Raw genomic sequence first — 6,932 nt, forward strand, 5'->3', positions numbered from 1 at the left:
GGCTCTTAATTTTATGCAAAGTAATTAAATTATTAAAGAACATTAGGTAAAAGAGGATAATTTAAAGACTGCTTAATAAGTGTTAGATTTTTTTTGTACCAATATGAAATTATGGCATCCTGTTATAAAGTTAAAAATAACTTTTTTTTCATCGAACCTCCTTTGTTTGTTGATGTGATTAAAAAATTAAGATTTGATTACGGGAAACCGTAAAAAATTAACATTTCACCTTACTATGTTTGTGGGTGCAATATTACCTTTTATTTAAAATTTACCCCCAAATTGAAGATGAAAAAACTTTACTTACCATTATTTATTCTATTACCGTTTTTAATTTATTCTCAAGATATTCTTTGGGAAAAGTCTTATGGCGGTATTCATGCAGACTACCTTTTTGATGCCCAGCCCACAGCCGATTATGGATTTATTCTGGCAGGAAGTTCTCTATCTAATAAAACCGGAAATAAAACTGAAAATAATCATGGAGATTTAGATTATTGGATTTGGAAAATGACGGAAAAAGGAGAACTGGACTGGCAGAAGAGTATAGGCGGAAATGGTTTCGACCTGCTTCAAAGTATAAAAGGCACTAAGGATGGTGGTTTTATACTTGCAGGAACTTCAAGCTCTGGAAATAGTTTTGAGAAAAAGGAAGACTGTAAAGGACTTACTGATTTCTGGGTTATAAAACTCGACGCATCAGGTAACGAACAATGGCAGCGTACTATTGGCGGCGATGGCCAGGACGAATTATTATGTGCTTTTCAAACCAAAGATGGAGGCTATGTATTAGGAGGTTCTTCCAGCTCAAGTCCATCTTCAATTACGAACGTAAAAGCAGAAGGAAAAACAGCTGAATCTTCAACCATAGATTTATATGGAAAATCCGAAAAAAGCCGTGGTAATATGGATTACTGGATTGTAAAATTGGATAAACTGGGAGTAATAGAATGGCAGAAAACTTATGGAGGCCGTTATGCTGACTTGTTAAGAAGTATGGAGCAAACAACAGATAACGGATATATTCTGGCAGGATATTCAAATTCGCCGTTGTCCGGAGATAAAACAGACGGTAACAAAGGAGTAGGCGATTATTGGATTGTAAAAATTGATGATATAGGCACGATTCAATGGCAGAAAACCTATGGAGCAGATGGAGACGATCAGCCATATGTCATTCACCAAACAATTGAAGGAGGTTATATTGTTGGAGGTAATTCTAATAGTAAAAATGCTTTAACCTCTCTTGGGGGTATTGTTGCTAATGGAACCGATTTTTGGGTTTTAAAGCTGGACTCAGAAGGAGGAGTTATTTGGAGTAAAACCTATGATTTTGGAAAAGTAGATATTCTAACTTCCCTTGTCGAGAATAAAGATCATACGTATTTGATAGGAGGTTATGCAAAAGCTGAAAGCAGACAGTCAACTGTTGGTCAAGTGGCAAAAATGGCTGGTATTGGTAAAGATAAAGAAGGAATTAATGATTACATCGCATTGAAGATTGATGAGAATGGAGAAGAATTTTGGAATAAAACGGTTGGAAGCAGCGGAGAAGATATATTAAGAAAACTTATTGAAACCAGAGATGGAGGCTATTTAATGGCTGGGACTTCAAATTCAAATTCATCTATGGATAAAAATTCAAATATTGGAGGCAACGATTTTTGGGTAGTAAAACTTAAAGATAAAGCCAAAGTCGAGAAAGTAAAAGCCAGTATTGAAGCCATTCCTAATCCGGCAGTTACCTATACAAATGTGATTATTGGTTACGATTTTAATGATGGCACCGCTTCTGTTATTGATATTTTAGGAAGAGTTTTACAAAACTTCAAGATTAGCAGCAGGACAGTCCCTGTAGACCTAAGTCATTATGCAGAAGGAATCTATATTATAAAGATTCAAACTGATGTTAAAACGGAGTCGGTAAAGGTTATTAAAACTGTTAGATAAAAAATACAATGAAAAATATTATTATAGTCTTATTCGTTTTAGTTTCTAAAACACTATTTTCCCAAGTGGGAGATGTAAATAAAATTATTCCTTTGTCTCCAAATGCAGCAGCTTTTGCAAAATATGGAGAAATTCCAGTAAGTAACTTTACTGGAACAGCCAATGTTTCAATTCCAATTTATACTATTCAAACCAAAGAATTTAACCTTCCTTTAGCGTTAAGTTACCATACTGGTGGAAATAGAGTTGAAGATGTTGCTTCTTGGGTTGGTTTAGGCTGGTCTATGGGGACAATACCGATGATTTCCCGTTCCGTAAAAGGCATACCTGATGAAGTAACAGGTGGTTTTATGAGTAAATTTCTGGGATATACTGTTCAAGAATTATATTTTTTACCGGAAGAAGATCAAAAAAGAATAAATTTTTTGAATGCATTAAAAGAGGGAACTGCAGATTCTGAACCTGATGTTTTTAATTTTAATATACTGGGAAAAAGCGGGAAATTTATTTATGATCAGCAAAATAACAAATTTGTTACACTAGAAGAGTCGCAGGTTAAGATTTCATATGACAATGGTTCTTTTAAGTTAGTTACTGAAGAAGGGGTGGAATATTTATTTTCTGAGCGAGAAGTAACTTTTTCCAATGGAGAAGATACAACAGCAGGGTGGTCTGTTTCAAGAATTTCGTCGCCAAATAAAAATGAGAACATTTTGTTTGATTATGATTTAGAGGTGCAGACATTAAAAACATTAACACCACGAACTAAATTAATTTTTGCAGGAGGACTTCCAGGTGATACAGGGGTTCTCACTTCTGGACCAATAACAACAATTAGTACAGTTCATGCCAATCTAATAAAAAAAATATCTTTTAGTGGCGGTACTGTTGAGTTTACCAGAGATACAAACGAACGTTTGGACTTGCAGGGCGGCTATAGTTTAAAGGCTATAAAAGTCAAAACTCTTAACGGACAAGAGGTCTTTAAGTATGATTTTGAATACAAATTTATCAATGGAACGAATTGTTATTCTAATGAAACCTATACTAATAAATGGATGCTTCTTGAAAAATTTAAAAATACATCTTCTGTACAAACGCCAATAGAGCATTCTTTTTTATATGATGAATCATCAATCCCGCCATGCAGGAATAGTCAAGCGCAGGACTATTGGGGGTATTACAACGGAGCCAATGATAATTTAAATTTAATTCCAACTGTATTTTATAAATCACAAGTAATTGATGGTGCAAATAGATTTGTAAATCCTGATAAAACGCAATTTGCAATTTTAAAAAAGATAGTCTATCCAACTGGGGGGTATACTGAATTTGATTTTGAAAATAACAGATCAAATTCTACCAAGCTGCCAGAAGTTTATCTTGATGAGAGTTCTAGTATAGATGAAAGTTCTACAACAGGACTCGAAAGTTACTATGAAACAACTTTTACCATAAATAACCCTCCTGATGCTTTTTTAAACGGAGGAAATTCTCTAGGAGGATCGTACGCAGATTTAGCAATGGGATGTGACGGTTATGAATTAAAAGAAGGAATTGCAGATGCGAATGTTAACTTTCGTTTAATAAGAGAGGATGCTTCAAATTATCCAATTAGTTCTTTTTATATTTCTAGAAGCAGTGCGACATATTATCTGCAAAACGGAAACTATAGATTGGTAGCTTCGATTAATCCTCCTCCTGGAGAAGATTTGACTGTGAAAGGTTTTTTTGTGATGGTAAATTGGAAAAAGAAAAACCCTAATACAACTCCAGAAAATACGGATAGATATATTGGGGGGTTAAGAGTTAAAGAAATCAGAAGTTATGCAGATCCGCTTTCTTTACCAATAGTAAAAAGATATAAATACACAGAGGGATATGACTCCCAAATAAGTTCAGGAAAAGTATTTAGTGAGCCAAATTTTGTTTTTGAAGATGATGTTTTATTAGGTGATGGTGATTGTCAAGGTGGTATTTGCGCTGGGCTTTATCATCGACTTAAATCTTATAGTAATGTGCAGCAAATAAGTTATTCAGGCTCCACATTAGGATATGAAACGGTAATAGAAGAATCTAATGATCCTGCCAAAACAGGAGTTACAATTTACAAATATACCCATTCAATGGATAATGTAATTAAGAGATTCCCGTATCCGCCTCCAATCAGTATGGAGTTGTACAGAGGTCAGCCTAAAGAAATTACACACTATAAAAAAAATGGCATACAATTAATTCCTGTCGAGAAGAAGGAGTTTGTATATAATGCAGAGATAAGCAATGCTCAGAGAAGTCTTTTCGAAAATATGTTTGCTTTTAAGATAGGTAAATTTGGATATTTTGCAGCAGATTATGATTTTACAAATGCCTTTGCTATAGGATCATATGAAATTAGTACAAGTATTGATTTATTAGCGTCAGAAAAAACAACGACCTATTTTGATAGTGGGAATGTAAGTACCACAAAAACGTATAACTATGGAGGAACTAATCATATTCAGTTGACCTCACAGAGTTCAATAAATTCTAGTCAAGAAAATCAAGAAGTAAAATATTATTACCCTCAAGACCCAGAAATGTCTTCTCAGCCATTTGTAAATGAGTTTATTGCTGGTAATAGATTGGCTTTGGTATTAGATACAAAAACGCTCAAGTCTGGTGCAAAATTATCGGAGCAATTAACGGTTTATGATAAAAGTACAGCAACTAGTAATTTGTTATTGCCAAGTAAGGTCTATGAAAACAAAGGCGACGCTGCTATAAATTTAAATTCTGATGGAAAAATTATCTATGATCTTTATGATGAAAAAGGAAATATTTTACAATATACACTAGAAAACGGAATGCCGGTCTCAATAATTTGGGGTTATCATAAGACACAGCCAATTGCAAAGATTGAAAATGTACTATATTCTAGTATTTCTTCCCAAACTATATCAAATCTTCAAACGCTTTCGAATGTTGATAATGATAATTGTATGTCAGACAATTGTACAGAACAAGTATTAAGAAATGCGCTGAATCAATTTCGAATAGCATTGCAAGATGCTTTTGTATCAACTTATACCTATGATCCATTGGTTGGAGTAACAAGTATTACCGATGTGAAAGGAATGACTTCTTATTTTGAATATGATTCTTTTGGCAGGCTGAAATTTGTAAAAGATAAAGACTTAAATGTACTTCAAAAATATTGTTACAATTATAAAGGCCAGCAGACAGACTGCAGTGATAATTCTTCAACAAGTGTCTTACTGTATAAGAGTATTGCGAGAAGCGGTTCATTTACAAGAGCCAATTGCGGAGCAGGCGGAATTGCTTCTAGTGTAGTGTATAACCAGCCGGCTGGTGCTGTTATTTCAACAATTTCTCAAGCTGATGCTGACTCTCGTGGATTTGATAAGTTTAATATTGATGGTTTAACAAATGCAAATGCAAATGGAGAATGTACATTCAGTAACATTGCCAAAAGTGGTTCGTTTATAAAAAATAATTGCGCTGCTGGAGGGATTGGTTCGGCAGTTGTATACTCAGTACCTGCAGGCAGACATTCATCGACAATTTCACAAGCTGCTGCTGATGCAATAGCTCAAGATGATGTCAACAATAACGGTCAGGTTTATGCCAACACAAATGGGGAATGTACGTTTAGTAATATTGCTAAAAGCGGGACATTTACAAAAAATAATTGTGCTGTGGGAGGAATTGGCTCTAATGTGGTCTACACAGTTCCTGCCGGTAAGCATTCATCAACGAGTTCACAAGCGGCTGCAGATGCATTGGCTCAAGATGATGTCAACAATAATGGTCAGGCTTATGCCAACACAAATGGGGAATGTACGTTCAGTAATATTGCTAAAAGCGGGACATTTACAAGAAATAATTGTGCTGTGGGAGGAATTGGTTCGAATGTGGTCTACACAGTTCCTGCGGGCAGATATTCATCAACAAGTTCGCAAGCGGCTGCAGATGTATTAGCTCAAGATGATATTAACAATAATGGGCAGGCTTATGCCAATACAAATGGTTCATGTATATTTAGTAACATTGCAAAGAGTGGATTATTTACTCGAAATAATTGTTCGCCTGGCGGCAGTCCTGCAAGTGTTTGGTATACGGTTCCCGCAGGAAGATATAGTTCTACAGACTCTCAGGCTGCTGCAGATGCATTAGCCCAAGATGATGTTAACAATAATGGACAGGCTTATGCCAATGTAAATGGTTCATGTACATTTAGTAATATTGTGAAAAGTGGATTGTTTACTAGGAATAATTGTCCATCTGGAGGAAGTCCATCAAGTGTTTGGTATACAGTTCCAGCAGGAAGATACAGTTCTACAGATTCTCAGGCTGCTGCAGATGCATTAGCCCAAGATGATGTTAACAATAATGGACAGGTTTATGCCAATACCAATGGTTCATGTACATTTAGTAACATTGCGAAAAGTGGATTATTTACTCGAAATAATTGTTCACCTGGCGGAAGTCCTGCAAGTGTTTGGTATACGGTTCCCGCAGGAAGATATAGTTCTATAGACTCTCAAGCGGCGGCTGATGCATTAGCTCAAGATGATGTTAACAATAATGGTCAGGCATTTGCAAATAATGATGTCAATGCAAAATGTACTTTTTGGAATTCCGTACAAAGCAGGCTAATTACAAGAAACAATTGCGAACCTGGAGGTACACCAGCTAGTACTTGGTATACTGTTCCGGCATTGAGATATTCTTCGGAAGTGTCTCAGGCAGATGCAGATGCTAAAGCACAGGCAGAAATTAATGCCAATGGTCAGGCATTTGCAAATAATGATGCCAATGCAAAATGTACTTTTTGGAATACCGTACAAAGTAGGCTAATTACAAGAAACAATTGCGAACCTGGAGGTACACCGGCTAGTGCTTGGTATACTGTTCCCGCATCAAGATATTCTTCTGAAGTATCTCAGGCAGATGCAGATGCTAAAGCACAGGCAGAAATTAAT

The 6,932-nt window shown here is 35.6% G+C and carries 2 protein-coding genes; both read left to right on the forward strand.

Annotated features, from left to right (window positions below):
- Nucleotides 1-288: 288 nt before the first annotated feature.
- On the forward strand, nucleotides 289-1,950 hold the full coding sequence (locus tag BOW57_RS16720; RefSeq protein WP_129055894.1) for a T9SS type A sorting domain-containing protein: 1,662 nt from the start codon (nucleotides 289-291) through the stop codon (nucleotides 1,948-1,950).
- Between the two features lie 8 nt (nucleotides 1,951-1,958).
- A partial coding sequence (locus BOW57_RS16725) for a DUF5977 domain-containing protein (protein WP_164973733.1) occupies nucleotides 1,959-6,932 on the forward strand: 4,974 nt, incomplete at its 3' end.

Origin of the sequence: Flavobacterium sp. YO64 (genome assembly GCF_004119505.1) — a bacterium.
In the GTDB taxonomy this organism is placed as follows: Bacteria; Bacteroidota; Bacteroidia; order Flavobacteriales; family Flavobacteriaceae; genus Flavobacterium; species Flavobacterium oncorhynchi.